The following is a 16070-nucleotide window of genomic DNA, read 5'->3' as shown; positions in this document are numbered from 1 at the left end:
CGTTTTCTTGTAGCCTCACTACCTTCGATTTCACCAGCATCAAGCAGCAAAAGCCCTGGCCTCCCGGTCAGGGCTTTTACTTTTTTGCGGGAACATACCGGGCCTTTACTTTTCGCCTAGCAGCGCTAGTACAGCCGCCGGATCTTCTACTTCCACAATCAGCTGGTTATATTCATCGTGCACCACATCAATAATGATGGCATTTTCGGCGTTGTGCACATCCCAAAAAATTCGCTTGTCGGCCTCGTAGAAAGTTCCTGCCGTTATCAAACCCGGGATGTGAGTGCCAGGTGCCCGCCAGCCATGCCACCAGCCTTTTAGCGCTTCGGCATCTTGGCGGACCCTACGAATATGCTCCAGCGGAATCTGGATCTGACTTTTGAAGGCCCAGAGCTTGTGCAAGCCTCTAACTTCGAACGTGGCAAGAGTGCCATCTGTGGTTACTTCAACCATTCTGCTTTTTTGTATTGAGACGATGGAAGATATTGCTGGTAAGTTAGCGTCTCTTTAGAAGAGGCGCTGCCTCTTCATTCTGTTCGCCGTTTCACTTCTTGCCTGATGCGTTACCTCATTGCTCTGGGTGCCTTTTTGTCTGCTGTCGGGGCAGATGCTCAAGCCTTTGCACCAACTGAAATAGCTCGTTGGCAACAGCAAGCCAAGCAAGTAACCATCGTCCGTGACAAGTGGGGCGTGCCGCACGTCTACGGCAAAACCGACGCCGACGCAGTATTTGGGTTGCTGTACGCGCAGTGCGAAGACGATTTTGCCCGGGTGGAAGACAACTATATTACCTCGATTGGGCGGTTGGCCGAGGTAGAGGGCGAAGCGGCTATTTACGACGACCTACGCGCCCGCCTGTTTATGGACAGCACCCAGGCCATTGCTATTTACAAGAAGAGCCCGGCCTGGATGAAGCAACTGCTGGACGCCTTTGCCGACGGCACCAACTACTACCTCCACACCCACCCTACCGTACAGCCCAAGCTGTTGCGCCGCTTCCAGCCCTGGATGCCTCTCATGTTCAGCGAAGGCAGCATTGGCGGCAATATCAGCGTGGTATCCGTGGATCGGCTGAAAGCATTCTACAGCCAAAAGAAGTCTTCGTCTTGGCTCCGCCAGGATATAGAGGAACTGGACCGGGAGCCGGTAGGCTCGAATGGGTTTGCGGTGGCGCCCGCCAAAAGTGCCAGCGGGCACGCGCTGCTGCTCATCAATCCGCATACGTCGTTCTACTTTCGGCCCGAGGTGCAGGTAACCAGCGAAACCGGCCTGAACGCCTACGGCGCCGTGACGTGGGGCCAGTTTTTTGTGTACCAGGGCTTCAACCCCACCTGTGGCTGGATGCACACTTCCAGCAGCGCTGACTCCATGGACGAATATCTGGAGACAATTGAGAAGAAAGACGGCAAGTTCTATTACCGGTACGGCCAGAAGCAGCGTCCCGTGCAAGTAGCCACCGTATCGATACCCTACAAAAAAGACGGCAAATTAGCGCGCAAAGAATTCACCACTTACCGCACCCACCACGGCCCCGTAGTAGGCCAGCAAGCCGATAATAAGTGGGTGGCGGTACGCATGATGGATACGCCACTGGAGGCGCTGGAGCAGTCTTATCTGCGTACCAAAGCCACGGACTACGCCAGCTTCAAGAAGGTAATGGCGCTCAACGGCAACGCCTCCAACAACACAGTATTTGCCGACAGCAAAGGCACCATTGCCTACTGGCACGGCAATTTCATGCCCAAGCGCGACCCCCAATTCGATTGGAGCCAGCCTGTAGATGGCAGCAACCCCAAAACCGAGTGGCAAGGTTTACACAACGTGGAAGACTTGGTACAGGTGATGAACCCGGCCAGCGGCTGGATTCAGAACTGCAACTCCACCCCGTTCACCGTATCGGGGCCGAGCAGCCCGGCCAAGGCAAAATACCCTGTGTACATGGCTCCTGACGCTGAAAATTACCGCGGCATCAATGCGGTGCGGGTGCTTGGCAGCAAGCGCACCTTTACCCTCGACACCCTTATTGCGGCGGCCAAAGACCCGTATTTGGCTGGCTTTGATGAGTTGATTCCGGCCTTGGTGAAAGACTTTCAGTTTGTGAGTGATGGCACCAATCCGCCGCAAGGTGAAATCTTGGACGCCATGAAGCTGCTGCGTACCTGGGACAAGCGCTACAGCAAATCATCGGTGGCGCAAACCGTGGCTATATACTGGGGCGAGAAGATTCAGCGCCTGGCCCGCACCCGCGTAGCCCCCGATCAGCGCCTTGATTATATGAGCCTGATGGCTTTTACCATCGCCAAAACCACCCCGCAGGAGAAGGTGGCCGCGCTGCAAGAAACGCTGGACGAGCTAACCCGGGACTTCGGCACCTGGCAACAGCCTTGGGGTGAAGTGAACCGCTTCCAACGTCTCACCGGCAACATTCAGGAAACCTACAACGACCAGAAACCTAGCTTGCCAGTGGCCTTTACTTCCTCGGCCTGGGGCTCACTGGCCGCGTTTGGCTCGAAGACGTATCCGGGCACCAAGAAGCGGTACGGCAACGTAGGCAATAGCTTTATTGCCGTAGTGGAATTTGGCCCGCGCATCAAAGCGCGCTCGGTATTGGCAGGGGGCAACAGCAACAACCCCTCCTCCCCTCATTTCACCGATCAAGCCCCCCTTTATGTGGAGGAGAACTTCAAAGAAGTGCTGTTCTACCCGGAGGACGTGAAAAAGAACGCGGAACGCACCTATTCACCGGGGCAGCAGTAGGCTTACTGCGCTTTGCCGATTCGTGCACATGCGGAAATGCAACACTTGGCTGCGCCAATCCTCAGTTCACGTTTCGTCGTTGCTGAGGTTGTGGCAGAGGGTGTAGTGCGAAGCTTGCGCTTGGCGCCTCGTTGAACGACTGGAACTGCTGGCGTAGCAACAACACCGTTCAACGGTACGCTAAGCGCATGCTTCGCGCTATAGCCTCCAACACACAATTTCCGCAGCGCCGAGATGCCGTTAAAACTCCAGGCGCTGCCCTTGCACCGGAAAGATTAGCTTCAACTGTAGCTTGTTGGCTTCTGCCAGCTGCTTTTTGATTGTCTGCTCGTTGCTGGCGGTTGGCTTGAGGTGAGTAACAACAACGGGCAATCCGCGCAGGGCATCAGGGCCAGCTAATAGGGCCAGTGTGTTCATTTCCTGCATTAGCAACGCTGGGGTAAGGTGGCCGAACAGCTGCGTGGAAGGCTGCGCATTGGGGTAGGAAGCTTCCATGAAGATGGCCCGCAGCTGATGCGCCTTTACCAATGGCCGCACCGCCTGCCACACCGCACGCAAGTTGTGCGCCTGCTCTAATTCGTCGGCTCCTGTGTCGCCGAGGTAGAGCAGGTAGCTGTCTTGGCTTTTGAGGAGGAAGGCCGCACTTTGATAGGGCTTTGCATGGCTTAGCACGAACGTCTGGACACTCAGGCGGGTGCTCTCCAGGGGCACAGCCTGCTGAGGCACCAGTTCCCGGAACCGATATTTGCGCAGTGCCGGTGGATTGCCACCATCTCCGAAATTGGGCCACGCCCGCCAGTTGAAGTAATCGTTCTGGATGGTAGTGAGACAGTTTGCTAGGCCGTAGATGTCTTTGGGAGCATCGTCAGGAGCGTTGAGCAGCAAGCCGGCTACGTGGTCGAGGTGGGCGTGGGAAACCAGGTAGGCTTTGATGTAGCTGCGTAGCACGGTATCGGCGGGCACTGAAAACACCTTGTTGCGCACGGCGTTTTCTATGCCCTGGCGCAGGCTCCCCGCATCGAGGCAGACGTAGGACGAACTACCAACCGGTGCCACCATATACGCCGACAGGTTGCCTTCCTCTATCCCGCCTTTCACGCCAAGCGGAACCACTGTGAAAGCTGGCGGCTCGGTACGCTGACCTCGTGCGGGCAAGGCAACCAACAGCGCAAGCAAGAAACTCCAGAAATAGCAATGCATGACATTACACAGGTAAAGAGAACTTTCTACTGCCTGGCCCTTGGCGTCCGCCACGCTTGTACTGTCATTTCAAACCGTACTTCTCCACTAGCTGTCTGCCCGGTTTCTTGCCAGCCCTGCCGCCGGTAGAACTCTTCGGCGCGGGTATCGGGGCCGGTGCTCAACCAGATGGCAGTGGAGGTTTGCGCAAAGTACCAGTCGAGCAGCAAGTGGTGCAGGTGCTTGCCAATGCCCTGCCCCACGTACTCGGGCCGCAGGAACAGCGCCCATATACTATGGTCTTGCAAGTCGGCAATGGCGAAACCAACGACCTGCCCATCTGCTTCACACACCCAGCCTTTACCCCGCCGAACCAGGTAGTCCTCGGTATTCGCTGCCGTTACCAGCGTACGGTCGCGCAGTACGTTTTCTGTGACGGAGTACCGAACATCAAACAGGGCTGGAATGTCAGCAAGTTGGGCTTCGCGAAAGTTCATGCGCTAAAGATGCACAGGAAATCGACTGCCTTGCTGCTTTAGCAAGTCCCTACCAGCTAGCTAAAATCGTACGGATAGCCGATAACCTGCAAGTCGGACTCTAGTTGCAGCCAATCTTCCACCTTGTCTACGATGCTCAGCACCATGCCCTTGGTTAATACCTCGCCCTGATAAATGCGCGCTACTGTGTCGGGGTTGATGGCCTGCTTGGTTTCGTCTTCGTCGAAGTACTCGGTGGCCCAATCCACGTACGTCTGGGGCTGGTCGTCGAAGATGTAGAGCAAATCTTCGGAGCCGTCCTCTTCGTTTTCAAGCAAACCAGTCTGCCAGCCGTAGCGCGACGTAAACCAGAGACAAAACGTGGTGCCGATAGAACTGACAGGCTCCCCAAAAATAAACTCGTCAAACACCTCGGGCAAGCCGCGCGTGAGGCGCGCTTTGTCGGGTTGCTCTAGGCCGTCGGCATACCCGTTGATTGCGCAGCCGTCTTCCCGAAACAGCACCTGCATTTGGTCACCTTCCCCATCGTTCATCTCGAAAAACTCTTCACCCTGGTCCCAAGCGGCATCGTAGGTGTGGTAGCGGTATTCCACATCGGGCGAGTTGATGGCGTCAAGCACCGCCAGGGCTTTACAAAGGCGCTGCAAGACTTTGCTGTCTGGTAGAGCGGTATAATTCTGCGTGGAGATGATGGGCTGGTGTTGCATAAGAGCTTGTTCTGGCTTCTACTATGAGTCGTGACAGGCTATTGGGGACGGCGCTGGCAACGGGTGGCGTGGCCTCCATTGCAGATGCCGCTTTGGACCTTCGGGCCGTTTTCGCCCTGCAAGGTACACGCCGAAGCGCATGGTTCGTTTTAATAGGTCTTGGTCATGTCGGTGGGTACCACCAGCACGAAGTCGGCTTTCTGCTGATTTTCCTTGTCCAACTTGTCGAGTTGCTCCTGCGACACCGTGCTGACGGTGAGCACCTTCAGCTTCGGATTTGTTTGGCGCAGATAGGCCACAATACCATCATGGTTGTCGGAATGGTAGCTGCCGTTGAGGTGGAGCAGCAACTGGCCTTCGGCACGGGCCTGCACGAGGAAGTGCGCCATCGTGGCGTCTTTGAGAGCCTGGGCCTGAATGATGTTTTGCACGCCGGCTGCGTGGGCTGCGTCGCCGCCAAACATCTTGGCCATATTTTTATAACCCGGCAACTCGTAATCCACGGCCAATGGCAGCGGGACCATCCAGGCTTTTTCTTCTGCCGGCAGGGTATTGAGAGCAGTTAAGCTGCCTTTGGCCACCTGAGAAGCGTACCGGCGCGGCACGTTGGTGCCCACCACCCGAAATTTCTGCTGCTTTGCCAGCTGCAACAACGGCTTGTAGTCGGTGGCGTAGTTGGGCCAGGGGCGGCTTTGCTCTTCAAAGGCTTTGTCGTCCAGTTCACCGGTGCTGTATTGGTCTACGAGGGGCTGCACATCACGCTCCAGCATCTCTAAGCCGAGCACGAACTGGCCTTGCTTGAGGCGCGCTAAGTCTTTGGTAAGCTGAAGTTCCAGCCAGTGCCCAATGGGGTCGTTGTGTTGCTCCCCGAAGAACACCACATCGGCCTGGGCCAATTCTTTTAGTGCTTTCTCGTAGTCGGCGGGCTTGCCGATAGCGGTGAACAGACGGTAGGCGGGCTTGTCGGCCGTGGTGAAGCTAGCCAGGAAAACTACCAGCAGCCACAAGGCAAGCGGACGGATAACGTGCGAAACGTGGGGTGTGAAGTGCATATACGAAGATACCCCACCACCCCCGTAAATGTTGTTGGCTGGGCTTACCTCCCCGCAAAAGAAGGCCCTGCTACCACAGGTAACAAAGCCTTTCTTTTGCGGGGATTCTCGCCTGACGAGAAGCAACTCTAGCCTTTATAGAACATCCAGCGCGACAATTCGCGGTAGTTTACCTTCTTACCATACATCAGCACCCCAACCCGGTAGATGCGGCTGGCCACCCACGTTGTGAAGATGAAACCACCCACCAGCAGCACACCCGAAAGCAGCAGTTGCCACACCGGCACGCCGAAAGGCAGACGCATCACCATGGCAATGGGTGAGGTAAACGGAATCATAGAGAGCCAGAAAGCCAGCGGGCCGCTTGGGTCTCCGTTGATGATAACATTGATGCTGACGATGTAGCTCAGAATCAACGGAATTGTGACGGGAAACATGAATTGCTGCGCGTCCGTCTGGTCGTCGACGGCGGCCCCAATGGCGGCAAACATAGAGGAGTACAGCAGATAGCCTCCCAGGAAGAAAAACAGGAAACCCCCAATGATGGTAGCCACGGGCAGGCCATCCAGGAAGTTCCAGGGACTACCCGCCACCATCGGCGTTGGGTCGGGGGCAGGCGTTGCGGTGGCACCCGCCACGTCACGCGCCGCTGCCGCCTCTTGCACGCCCGCAGCAGCAGCCACCGGCGGCGACTTCCGAACCGAATCCGCCAGCAAAGGTGCCGCCAGCGTCGTCAGACCCCACGACAGCGCAATCCACAACGCAAACTGGGTGAACACCACCGCCGCAATGCCCAGGATTTTGCCCATCATAAGCTGAAACGGCTTCACCGAAGACAGCATCACCTCCATAATGCGGCTTGATTTTTCTTCGCTCACGCCGCGCATCACTTGCACACCATAAATGAAGATGAACATGTACACCAAAATCGACAGCATGTAGGCAGCGCCGGTGGTAGCTCCCACGTTGTTCTTGCGGCCGCCCTGCTGGGTCAGGTCTACGGCGTCGAGGCCTACATCGGCTTTCAGGTTGTCGATGGTGGCTTGGTTGAGGCCGGAGCGGCTTAGCTTTAGCTCGCTTATCGTTTTGTTTACCGCTTTCCGGATGCTGTTTTGGCGCTTCAAACTAACGTTGCCATTGGCCAGCAACTGAGTGCCCGTGGTGCTGTCGAGAGTGAAGCTGGGCGGGAAATACAACAAGGCGTCTTGCTTGGCCTTTGTTTTTTTGAAGGCTGCCGTGGCTTCGGCCAACGAATTGCCGGTGGCAGGCACGAACCGTACATCTTCGGTGGCGGCCAGGCGCTGCAATAGCTGCTGCCCGCTCTCGTCGCGGACGGCCACCACATCGGCGTCTGAAGAGCTAGTGAGTTTGGCAATGCCTACCACGCTACCTGCTAGCAGCAAGGGCGCCAACAACGACATAACCAGAAAGCTTTTTTTGCGCACTCGGGTCAGGTATTCGCGCTGTAAAATCAACCAAATTTTATCCATGAGAAATAGAAGCTGAGCGTTGGAAAGTATTGATAGGAAGCAACAGGGCTAAGAGCTGGAACATACCACTCCTAGCTTCTCACTTCCTCGAGCAGCGTCTCGGGCATAGTTTCCTGCACGCGGCGGATGAAAATATCATTGATGCTCGGAATCTGCTCCCGAAAGGCATGGACCTCCACGTTGTGGATGAGGTAGCGCAGTAGGTCGTTGGGCGTGGTGTTGGCGTGGAGCCGGATCCGGTCGTAGAAGTGGCCGTTTTCGCGTTCTTTGTGCTCTAGCACTTCAAAGTCGGGGTGCGTCACCATCAGGCGGCCGCGGCCTTCCACCTCGTAGGTTTGGGTTTTGAAGGTGTTCTTGATGTCACGCACAGAGCCATCTAGCACCTTCCGGGAGCGGTTGATCAGCGCAATATTGTCGCAGAGTTCCTCCACCGATTCCATGCGGTGCGTGCTGAAAATGATGGTTGCGCCCCGTTCGCGCAGCTCCAGAATCTCGTCTTTGATGAGGTTGGCATTGATGGGGTCGAAGCCCGAGAATGGCTCATCCAAGATGATAATGCTGGGCTCATGCAGCACCGTAGCAACAAACTGCACCTTCTGCTGCATGCCCTTGCTAAGATCTTCCACATTTTTGTTCACCCAAGGCCGCAGGTCGAGCCTATCAATCCAGGATTTGATGCGTTGGGTGGCATCGGCTTTCGAGAGCCCCCGGAGCTGCGCCAAGTACAGCAGCTGTTCCCCTACCCGCATCTTTTTGTAGAGCCCCCGTTCTTCCGGCAGATACCCAATCTGGCCGATATGCTTGGGGTTCAACTTTTCGCCGCGCACCCTGATTTCGCCGGAGTCAGCGGCCGTAATCTGGGTGATGATGCGGATGAGCGAGGTTTTGCCGGCCCCATTAGGGCCCAGCAGACCGAAGATGCTACGCTCGGGAATATCAAGGCTGACGCCACTAAGGGCAATGTGCGCGGCGTAGGCCTTGTGCACATCAATAGCTTGTAGAATGGGTTGCACGACTTGAAAGGAAGGAAGATGGATGTGGAAGCCTAAATGTAGGAATTTCGCTATGCTTGCAAGAAAGAAGCTGAGCGCTGGGTTACTTTACTTTTCCAGGTCGTGTAGCACCGTTTCTAGGCGGTCGAGGTGCTGGCCGTACAGGCGTTGCAGCCACCACTTAGTGAATCTGCTCATCCCGAAGTACGTGAGAGCCGCCAGTAAGCCAACGACGAAGCCGAGCACACCCAACCCAAACAGTAGCTTTTGCCCCGCCACCTGCTGCGTGATGCGCCCACCCAAAAACAGCAGGGTAATACCAAACGACATAGGCACCGACCACATAGTAGCTCGGTAATACAGCTTCATCAGGCTGCGCAGTTGGTGCAGCTGGTGCCCCACGTATTCCCGCACAGCGCCGCCGCTAGCATCTCCGATACCCCGCAGCAAGGTGAGCTTACGACGGAAATAGAAGCCACTCAGCAAGCAAATCAGTGCAAGCCATGCTGCCATAGCAAGGTAGTAGGGGTCACGGCTTGTGGTAGCGGCTCCAGTGCATCCGGCCAGGCACACCACCACGGTTCCAATTTCAATCCACACGTTGCGGCGCATTTTAGCCATAGGGTTCTTGGATGCGCGAGCTAGCATCTTCGCCAGAGTGGCTGTATCGAGGCCAACTGGTGCTTCAGTGGCAGTGGGCTGCTTCCAGCCTCTACGAAAATCATCAAGTTCCATTAGGCGGGTTGGGTAAGCAGGTGGCGAAGCTTGTCTTGTACGCGGTGCATCTTCACGCGCACATTGTTTTGGGTGATACCGAGGATATCGGCCATTTCCTCGTAGGTCCGCTCTTCCAAATAAAGGAGTACAAAGGCCTTATCTACCTCAGAAAGCCGATTAATGGCGCGGTAAAGGGCCGCCATTTCCTCGGGCTCGTACCCGGTAGGCTCGGAAGTTTGTGCTAGCTGCAACGCTTCCCCTTCTAGGCTGCTGGGCTGCGGACGGCGGGTACGTTGGCGCAGGTTGCTGATGGCTACGTTCAGCGCAATGCGGTAGAGCCAGGTACTTAGCTTGGCTCCTGCCTGAGGCACGTACTTCGGCCAAGCTCGCCACAACTGCAACACCACCTCCTGAAACAAATCCTGCCGGTCATCCGCATCGGCGCAGTACAAGCGGCATACCCGCCGCAGCAGCGGCTGGTATTCATTAACAACGGCAACAAAATCAGTGGAGGGTGCAGCAGTGCTCATGCGGGCAGCAGTTTCAAAGCATATATCGACGGTCTTGCTGCGGCATTACATAGGACCGCACAATTTATTTGGCTGTCGTGCTTTCCCCGAGATGGACATACCTACTTCTAGGTATTTTCACACTATTTAACCGTGATTTGTTGACAAGAAGCAGTAATAGTACATAACTAGCATATTCAAACAAATCCATATTGTAACATGAAACACCTTCTACTCTCTTGCTTATTTAGCTCGTTACTCGCAGTTCCTGCTAGCTACGCTCAGGGACAAACTACTGCGCAGTCAGCCATGAAGCTACTCCTCAATGGCGGCCAGCTGCAGCATGACCGTCATGCATCCACGGACAAGGCGCACCGTGGTATCAACGCCGATATAACCGTACCAGGCCGTGCCGTAGAGCACAACTGGAACAGCAACACCAATCGGTGGCAGGATGGCAGAATCGTGACTTACACCTACGACGCGAGAGGCAACACCTCGCAGATTGTCTCTACCGACTCCGTCTCGTCCCAGCCTCTCAGCAGAGAACTGTACGCCTATAACCTTCGCAAACAAATCACGGAAGAAACCTACCAAACGTGGGCTGGTTCAGCTTATGTGAATGAGGAACGGTATCAATACACGTACGACGCCCAAGGAAACTTTACACTGCAAATCGGCCAAATATGGAGTGGTACAGCCTGGACAACACGGTCTGGCTACCGTTTCACGAACACCTACAACACTGCCAATGTACTGACAAGCAGAACAGCTGAGCAGCTAAATACCAGCACCGGCGTCTGGGGACCTGATAGGCGTATTATCTACACAGTTGATGCTAACAACCAGTGGGCTGAGGTTGTCTACCAAGAGTGGGAAAATGGAGCCTATGTGAATGACGGGCGCACCCGCAACATCACGTGGTATAATTGGGCCAACTTACTGCCTAGCTATCTTGAGGACCAGGAGTGGAACGGTAGTACCTGGGTTGATGATCAACGTAGCACAATTGTGTATCAGTCCAATGGCAGCTATGTTGAAACACAGCAGAAATTCACGGCTCCTAGCACTTGGGTTAATGATGATCGGATTACCGAAACCTACGATGATTTTGGTAACCTCATCCTAGATCAGGGGGAATCCTGGAATAATAATGCGTGGGCTATTAGTTATTCAGATCGTACACTGCTTTCTTACACGGCTACCAACCAGGTACGCCGGGCGGTAGAGCAGGAATACGACACTTCGCTGAGACTATATGTAAATTCAATTCTCACCTCGTATGGCAACTTCGTTACGCTAGCTACTCGCAGGGCTACAGGTCTGGAAGCAACTACTTCGCTGTATCCAAACCCAGCTTCTAGTGCGGCACTGCTCTACGTACCAGGGATGAGAAGCCAAGGTGCTGTGCCAGCCGAAGTACTCAATACAATGGGCCAGGTGGTTCGCACTTTTGTTTTACAACCGCAGCAAGGCAGTATCCGGCAAGAGCTTAACCTGGAAGGCTTAGCGGGTGGCGTTTATACTATCCGCCTGCATCCCACGGAGGGCACCATTGCCAAGCGCATCGTGAAGCAGTAAATCTGCAACTTGCGCCTACAAACAGAAAGCCCGCCTTCCATTGGGGAAGGCGGGCTTTCTGTTTGTAGCAGATCTGAATTCATCAAACCACGCTGAGTAGAAGTAGAACCTACTGGAAATACTCCTTCACTTTCTCGAAGAAGCCTTTCTCGTTCTTGCCAGGATTTGGCGTGAAGTTCTGCGCATTGCGGAGCTTTTCCAGCAGTTCGCGTTCCTCCCCAGTCACGTTCTTTGGCGTCCAAACGCTAAGATGAATCAGCTGGTCGCCACGGCCGTATCCGTTAAGGTCTTTGATGCCCTTGCCACGCAGGCGCAGAATCTTGCCGGGCTGCGTGCCCGGATCTACCTTGATTTTCACTTTGCCCTCAATGGTCGGCACCTCGATGCTGGCCCCGAGTGCAGCATCCACGAACGAGATGTACTGCTCGAACATGATGTTGTTGCCGTCGCGCTTGAGCTGCTCGTGTGGCTCTTCCTCTATCTGAATCAGCAAGTCGCCGGGTACACCGCCTCGCTCAGGGTAGTTGCCTTTGCCGTTCATGCTGAGCTGCATGCCCTCGGCTACACCCGCCGGAATATTAATTGGAATAACCTCTTCGTGTAGCTGCCGGCCTTCGCCTTGGCATACATCACACTTACTGGTCACTACCTTGCCTTCACCATCGCAGGTTGGGCAGGTAGAAGCACTTACCATCTGTCCGAGCATCGTGTTTACCACGCGCTTTACCTGGCCTTGGCCTTGGCAGGTCTGGCAAGTTTTCAGGTCGGTACCGTTTTTAGCACCAGTGCCCGAGCAGGTGTTGCACGCTACGTAGCGCTTCACCTTGATTTTCTTCTCAACGCCGTTGGCTACTTCTTCCAGGTCGAGCTTCAGCTTGATGCGCAGGTTAGAGCCCTTGCGCACGCGCCGACCACCTTGCCCACGGCCGCCACCGCCAAAGAAGCCCTCGAAGCCCCCTTGGCCACCGCCGCCGAATATGTCACCGAAATGGCTGAAGATATCCTCCATGCTGGGGCCTCCCCCATTGCCGCCCATTCCTTGGTGCCCGTACTGGTCGTAGCGGGCACGCTTGTTCTGGTCCGACAACACTTCGTAGGCCTCGGCAGCTTCCTTGAACTTGTCTTCTGCCGAAGGGTCGTCCGGGTTCTTATCGGGGTGATACTTGATGGCAACCTTGCGGTATGCTTTCTTAATTTCATCTCCCGATGCGCTTTTGGCGACACCCAGTATTTCGTAATAATCTCGCTTCGTTGCCATTATTGAATTTCTTCGTCTGTCATGCGTTGTCTCGCGTCCATCCCGAAGGAGGCATTTCCATACTAGGCGGCAATCATCGTTCGCAACAAAGCAGTATTAAGGCTTCGCTGCACGGACGCCAAACCAGGCATGACGGTAGTTCTCTACTGACCCAGTACCACTTTCGCGTGGCGGATCACCTTATCGCCGAGATAGTATCCACGCTCTACCTCGTCCACTATTTTGCCCTTCAACTCTTCCGACGGAGCCGGAATCTGGGTGATGGCCTCATGCAGATCAGGGTCGAAAGAGCTACCCTTCACTTCCATAGGAACAAGCCCTTTCTGGCTCAGCGTTTTCTGCAGCTTATTATAGATGATTTCGATGCTCTCGCGCACAGCGCTGGCATCCTCCGTGTCCTTGGTGAAGTTACGGGCACGGTCGAAATCATCGAGAGCAGGCAGCAACGCTACCATAAGCTCCTGGTTGGCGGTTTTGAACAAATCAGCACGCTCCTTGGTAGTGCGGCGCTTGTAATTTTCAAACTCAGCAGCCAAACGCAAGTATTTATCCTTGAGCTCGTTTAGTTCGGCCCCAGGTTTGCTATCTTCTGCCGTTGAAGTCTCTTCACCAGCAGAATTGCCGAGTGCTTCAGCAGTTTCATTATCCGTCATTTCGCCAGTTACTTGCCCTTGCTCTGCAGCCAAGTTGTCGTCCTGCGGTACGTTGTTATCGTCAGCCATCTTATTGAATATTCGTCGGAACGGGTTTTTCACTTCATCTAAAGCCAAATGGCAAGAATAAGGGGCAAGGAGTTTGCCAAAGGCTTCCATGCTGCCATTGTGACACAAATTTATGCAGGAGGCTGAACCCGCCGCCTTAGTTTTCACCGTAAATACATCTGGGTCCATGTTGGAGGTTCCTTCGTTTACTACCAGATTGAATAATTGCTGGAACCTGAATTTAGGGCTAGAACTGGTCTGTAAATCTCGTAACGTATTGACGCAGTAGCTACTATATAGAGTACAAACAGAATTTCTATGAGACTGATCTAAGACGATATAAAATTATTATGAAGCTTCACTGAAAATTTCATGAAAAATATTTGAAAGTTTATAAGATCTCAATTAATTTTCAGCACGCTAAGCATCAAAGCAGACTCTGAGCTCAGCGCTGATTCTAGATTTCTTGATACTCCGACCTCTTTCCACACTTAACTAAATTATCATTTACATGAAAGCAGTAATCTTAGCGGGTGGCTACGGCACCCGAATCAGTGAAGAAAGTGCCGTGCGGCCAAAGCCCATGGTCGAAATTGGGGGGCGCCCCATTCTGTGGCACATTATGAAAATCTATGCCCACCATGGCATCACCGATTTCGTAATCTGCTGTGGCTTCAAGGGCCATCTTATTAAGCAGTACTTCGCCGACTATTTCCTGCACAATGCGGACGTTACGTTCCGTATGGATCGGAACGAGATGCACGTGCACCGCGCTCATGCCGAGCCCTGGACTGTAACGCTGGTAGACACCGGCCAAGAGACGATGACGGGTGGCCGTTTGCGTCGGGTACGTGAGTACATTGGCGACAGCACGTTCTGCCTCACCTATGGCGATGGTGTTGGTGATGTAGACATCACTGCTTCTATCAAGCATCACCACGAGCAAAGCGCTATGGCTACCCTGACTGCTGTTCGTCAGCCTGGCCGCTTCGGCGTGTTCAACCTGGGCGAAGGCTCGGCTACAGTACAAGATTTCACGGAGAAGCCTGCTGGCGGCGAAACTCCCTGGATCAATGGTGGCTTCTTCGTACTTGAGCCTGCCGTATTAGACTACATCCCCAACGATGACACCGTATGGGAAAAAGGTCCTCTCGAGCAATTAGCTGCGGAAGGCCGCTTAAGCGCCTTCCGCCACACGGGCTTCTGGCAGCCTATGGATACCCTGCGTGACCGTAACATGCTGGAAGGCCTCTGGCAGGCAGGTACTGCACCTTGGAAAGTATGGGACAACATTACGGCTCCAGCTGCCCCAGCCGCCGAAGTATTGGTACCAGCTCCTAGCGCTCTTATAACCCACTAACCCTTTCGAATTCACTATCCTTGTTTCAAAGAGCAGAGTAAGCTGGCCACTGATATGACGTCCGGCTCATTGCGCTGCTCCTGATCGATCAGAAAAACTACCGTTTTCCGTCCCTCTGACGCCCGACACCACCTGTTTCATCCTCTTTATTTTCATTTTTCAATGAATCGTATTCTTATTACTGGTAACATGGGCTATGTGGGGCCCGGTGTTGTTGCACGCTTGCGACAGCAGTTTCCCAAAGCCGAACTTATTGGTTACGACTTAGGCTACTTTGCTCACTCCCTTACCGGAGCAGGCCGGTTACCAGAAACTCTCCTCGACCGCCAAATCTTCGGCGATGTTCGTCAGTTCCCCGACGCACTACTTCAGAACTTAGATGCCATTGTGCATCTGTCAGCTATCAGCAATGACCCCATGGGGCAAACCTATGAGGCTGTAACGCTGGAAGTAAACCATGCTGCTGGTATTCGTTTGGCACAGCAGGCCAAAGCAGCCGGCGTGCGTTCTTTTGTGTTCGCCAGCTCGTGTAGCATTTATGGCGCAGGCGGCGAAGGTGCCAAAACCGAAACTTCCGAGTTAAATCCATTGACGGCGTATGCTCGCTCCAAGGTGCTAAGCGAGCAGGATTTGCAGCCCCTCGCCGATGATACCTTCTCGGTGACTTGCTTGCGCTTCGCGACTGCCTGTGGTTGGAGCGACCGGCTGCGGCTGGACTTGGTAGTAAACGATTTTGTGGCGTGCGCAGTAGCCTCCGGCACTATTACCATCCTGAGCGACGGGTCGCCGTGGCGTCCGCTAATCCACGTGCAAGACATGGCCCGGGCTATTGAATGGGCATTGAAGCGCGAAGCCAGCAACGGTGGCACCTTCCTCGCCATCAACGTAGGATCCGAGTCGTGGAACTACCAAGTGCGAGACCTTGCTGAAGCTGTAGCCGAAGCTATTCCTGGCACCAAAGTGTCACTGAATGCAGCTGCTCCACCCGACAAGCGCTCCTACCTGGTTGATTTCAGCTTGTTCCGCCAGCTCGCCCCCGACCATCAGCCACAGCGCACCCTTGCCGACACCCTTGTCGAACTGCGCGATGGTCTAAACGGCATCAATTTCCGCGACGCTGAGTTCCGCTCTTCAGAGCTGATGCGTCTGCGAGTTATCAGCCGCCTGCGCGAAACCGGTCAATTAACCGATTCGCTGACTTGGGCAACTGCATTGCCCCACACTCAGGATTACTTCGCCACGAGCGCACTTCAGGCTGCCACAGTTTAAG

At 54.5% G+C, this 16070-nt stretch carries 15 protein-coding genes; 4 read left to right on the top strand and 11 right to left on the bottom strand.

Going from position 1 to position 16070, the window contains the following annotated elements:
* Positions 1-105 precede the first annotated feature (105 nt).
* Positions 106-453 (bottom strand): hypothetical protein, encoded by a 348-nt coding sequence (locus MTX78_RS05410; RefSeq protein ID WP_243800605.1) that lies wholly within the window; start codon positions 451-453, stop codon positions 106-108.
* 105 nt (positions 454-558) lie between these two features.
* Between MTX78_RS05410 and MTX78_RS05405 the strand changes: the two genes are divergently transcribed.
* Positions 559-2757, top strand: coding sequence for a penicillin acylase family protein (locus tag MTX78_RS05405; RefSeq protein WP_243800603.1), 2199 nt, complete (start codon positions 559-561; stop codon positions 2755-2757).
* Positions 2758-2997: 240 nt separating this feature from the next.
* Here MTX78_RS05405 and MTX78_RS05400 read toward each other — a convergent pair whose 3' ends face one another.
* From MTX78_RS05400 to MTX78_RS05365, 8 genes are all read right to left on the bottom strand, one after another.
* Complete coding sequence (locus tag MTX78_RS05400) at positions 2998-3957, bottom strand: MBL fold metallo-hydrolase (protein WP_243800598.1); 960 nt, start codon at positions 3955-3957, stop codon at positions 2998-3000.
* A 26-nt stretch (positions 3958-3983) separates the two neighbouring features.
* Positions 3984-4433: a GNAT family N-acetyltransferase gene (locus MTX78_RS05395; protein ID WP_243800596.1), complete on the bottom strand. Its 450-nt coding sequence runs from the start codon at positions 4431-4433 to the stop codon at positions 3984-3986.
* 56 nt (positions 4434-4489) lie between these two features.
* A complete protein-coding gene (locus MTX78_RS05390; protein WP_243800595.1) occupies positions 4490-5140 on the bottom strand; it encodes a hypothetical protein in 651 nt (216 codons plus the stop codon).
* Between the two features lie 149 nt (positions 5141-5289).
* A complete protein-coding gene (locus tag MTX78_RS05385; RefSeq protein ID WP_243800590.1) occupies positions 5290-6192 on the bottom strand; it encodes a ChaN family lipoprotein in 903 nt (300 codons plus the stop codon).
* A 128-nt stretch (positions 6193-6320) separates the two neighbouring features.
* Positions 6321-7682, bottom strand: a complete 1362-nt coding sequence (locus tag MTX78_RS05380) for an ABC transporter permease (RefSeq protein WP_243800588.1) — start codon at positions 7680-7682, stop codon at positions 6321-6323.
* Positions 7683-7753: 71 nt separating this feature from the next.
* On the bottom strand, positions 7754-8695 hold the full coding sequence (locus tag MTX78_RS05375; protein WP_243800586.1) for an ABC transporter ATP-binding protein: 942 nt from the start codon (positions 8693-8695) through the stop codon (positions 7754-7756).
* 87 nt (positions 8696-8782) lie between these two features.
* Entirely contained in the window at positions 8783-9409 is a 627-nt protein-coding gene (locus tag MTX78_RS05370) for a hypothetical protein (protein WP_243800585.1), read from the bottom strand.
* Complete coding sequence (locus MTX78_RS05365; protein ID WP_243800581.1) at positions 9409-9921, bottom strand: RNA polymerase sigma factor; 513 nt, start codon at positions 9919-9921, stop codon at positions 9409-9411. The genes MTX78_RS05370 and MTX78_RS05365 overlap by 1 nt, the downstream gene beginning before the upstream one ends.
* A gap of 288 nt (positions 9922-10209) precedes the next feature.
* On the opposite strand from MTX78_RS05365, the gene MTX78_RS05360 reads away from it, so the two are divergent.
* Positions 10210-11481 (top strand): T9SS type A sorting domain-containing protein, encoded by a 1272-nt coding sequence (locus tag MTX78_RS05360; protein ID WP_243800579.1) that lies wholly within the window; start codon positions 10210-10212, stop codon positions 11479-11481.
* Between the two features lie 109 nt (positions 11482-11590).
* Here MTX78_RS05360 and dnaJ read toward each other — a convergent pair whose 3' ends face one another.
* Both dnaJ and MTX78_RS05350 read right to left on the bottom strand, forming a co-directional pair.
* On the bottom strand, positions 11591-12739 hold the full coding sequence (dnaJ, locus tag MTX78_RS05355; protein ID WP_243800578.1) for a molecular chaperone DnaJ: 1149 nt from the start codon (positions 12737-12739) through the stop codon (positions 11591-11593).
* Positions 12740-12882: 143 nt separating this feature from the next.
* A complete protein-coding gene (locus MTX78_RS05350; RefSeq protein ID WP_243800576.1) occupies positions 12883-13629 on the bottom strand; it encodes a nucleotide exchange factor GrpE in 747 nt (248 codons plus the stop codon).
* A gap of 322 nt (positions 13630-13951) precedes the next feature.
* Here MTX78_RS05350 and rfbF point away from each other — a divergent pair, with 322 nt between their 5' ends.
* Together rfbF and MTX78_RS05340 are read left to right on the top strand one after the other, a co-directional pair.
* Entirely contained in the window at positions 13952-14800 is an 849-nt protein-coding gene (gene rfbF, locus MTX78_RS05345) for a glucose-1-phosphate cytidylyltransferase (RefSeq protein ID WP_243800574.1), read from the top strand.
* Between the two features lie 162 nt (positions 14801-14962).
* Positions 14963-16069, top strand: a complete 1107-nt coding sequence (locus tag MTX78_RS05340) for an NAD-dependent epimerase/dehydratase family protein (protein WP_243800572.1) — start codon at positions 14963-14965, stop codon at positions 16067-16069.
* The last annotated feature ends 1 nt before the right edge of the window (position 16070 follow it).

Source organism: Hymenobacter tibetensis, from assembly GCF_022827545.1.
Lineage (GTDB): Bacteria > Bacteroidota > Bacteroidia > Cytophagales > Hymenobacteraceae > Hymenobacter > Hymenobacter tibetensis.
This window is presented reverse-complemented; position numbering and strand designations above follow the sequence as displayed.

Bases quoted from the DNA above. Each gene is read 5' to 3' on its own strand.
- MTX78_RS05405 (WP_243800603.1), top strand. From the start codon at position 559: ATGCGTTACCTCATTGCTCTGGGTGCCTTTTTGTCTGCTGTCGGGGCA.
- MTX78_RS05380 (WP_243800588.1), bottom strand. From the start codon at position 7,682: ATGGATAAAATTTGGTTGATTTTACAGCGCGAATACCTGACCCGAGTG.
- MTX78_RS05390 (WP_243800595.1), bottom strand. From the start codon at position 5,140: ATGCAACACCAGCCCATCATCTCCACGCAGAATTATACCGCTCTACCA.
- MTX78_RS05410 (WP_243800605.1), bottom strand. From the start codon at position 453: ATGGTTGAAGTAACCACAGATGGCACTCTTGCCACGTTCGAAGTTAGA.
- MTX78_RS05340 (WP_243800572.1), top strand. From the start codon at position 14,963: ATGAATCGTATTCTTATTACTGGTAACATGGGCTATGTGGGGCCCGGT.
- MTX78_RS05370 (WP_243800585.1), bottom strand. From the start codon at position 9,409: ATGGAACTTGATGATTTTCGTAGAGGCTGGAAGCAGCCCACTGCCACT.
- MTX78_RS05365 (WP_243800581.1), bottom strand. From the start codon at position 9,921: ATGAGCACTGCTGCACCCTCCACTGATTTTGTTGCCGTTGTTAATGAA.
- MTX78_RS05350 (WP_243800576.1), bottom strand. From the start codon at position 13,629: ATGGACCCAGATGTATTTACGGTGAAAACTAAGGCGGCGGGTTCAGCC.
- rfbF (WP_243800574.1), top strand. From the start codon at position 13,952: ATGAAAGCAGTAATCTTAGCGGGTGGCTACGGCACCCGAATCAGTGAA.
- MTX78_RS05400 (WP_243800598.1), bottom strand. From the start codon at position 3,957: ATGCATTGCTATTTCTGGAGTTTCTTGCTTGCGCTGTTGGTTGCCTTG.
- MTX78_RS05395 (WP_243800596.1), bottom strand. From the start codon at position 4,433: ATGAACTTTCGCGAAGCCCAACTTGCTGACATTCCAGCCCTGTTTGAT.
- MTX78_RS05360 (WP_243800579.1), top strand. From the start codon at position 10,210: ATGAAGCTACTCCTCAATGGCGGCCAGCTGCAGCATGACCGTCATGCA.
- dnaJ (WP_243800578.1), bottom strand. From the start codon at position 12,739: ATGGCAACGAAGCGAGATTATTACGAAATACTGGGTGTCGCCAAAAGC.
- MTX78_RS05385 (WP_243800590.1), bottom strand. From the start codon at position 6,192: ATGCACTTCACACCCCACGTTTCGCACGTTATCCGTCCGCTTGCCTTG.